The 723-nt window shown below is 32.0% G+C and carries 1 protein-coding gene; it reads left to right on the plus strand.

Going from position 1 to position 723, the window contains the following annotated elements:
* Positions 1-514: 514 nt before the first annotated feature.
* A partial coding sequence (locus tag IRT38_RS12320; RefSeq protein ID WP_194597867.1) for a transposase occupies positions 515-723 on the plus strand: 209 nt, incomplete at its 3' end.

Genomic DNA, 723 nt, shown 5'->3' on the forward strand with positions numbered 1-723 from the left:
AATTAATCTGTTAGGTCAGGTGGCCTAACTTAAATAAAAAGTCTCCGACAAACCCGGTACGGTTCACTATTTCAATATAACAATTTTTTGATTGAGCTTATTATTACCTCTTCTGATGCATTCTCAATAATTACCGTATAGATTACGGTAAGTGATAAGTCTTTCTCATATTTCATTCTGACCAATTAGTTATCTAACTTATATAAAAGTTTACTATATTAAATCGCTATCTTAATTTCTTTAATATAAAGATTTTACGACTAAGCAAAGAAAGTATTTAAATAGAAATGATGCTTCTCTTTAGACTAAAGTATCTTTCATTTTGACGCATAAAGATAAGTTTCCAATATAAAATTCACACGATAATTAAAGTAATCATTTATTACTTTTAAAGCATTTTATTTATGTGGGTATTACATGGAAGTCAGAGGCTACAAGTTACTGGTAATCCCCCCTAAAAATAATAGGATCTAAAAGTAGAATTTTCTCTTAAGATCAAAGCAGGAGATTCTGCATGAAAACATCTAAATTTACTGACAGTCAGATTATGTCTATTTTGAAACAAGCGGAGTCTGGCACGCCTGTTGCCACCCTTTGTCGTGAACATGGTATGAGTAATGCTACCTTTTATAAATGGCGTGCCAAATATGGTGGTATGGATACATCATTAATGGCTCGACTGAAAGAGCTAGAAGCCGAAAATACCAGACTTAAAAAGATGTG

This window comes from Acinetobacter sp. SK-43 (assembly GCF_015351505.1).
Lineage (GTDB): Bacteria > Pseudomonadota > Gammaproteobacteria > Pseudomonadales > Moraxellaceae > Acinetobacter > Acinetobacter junii.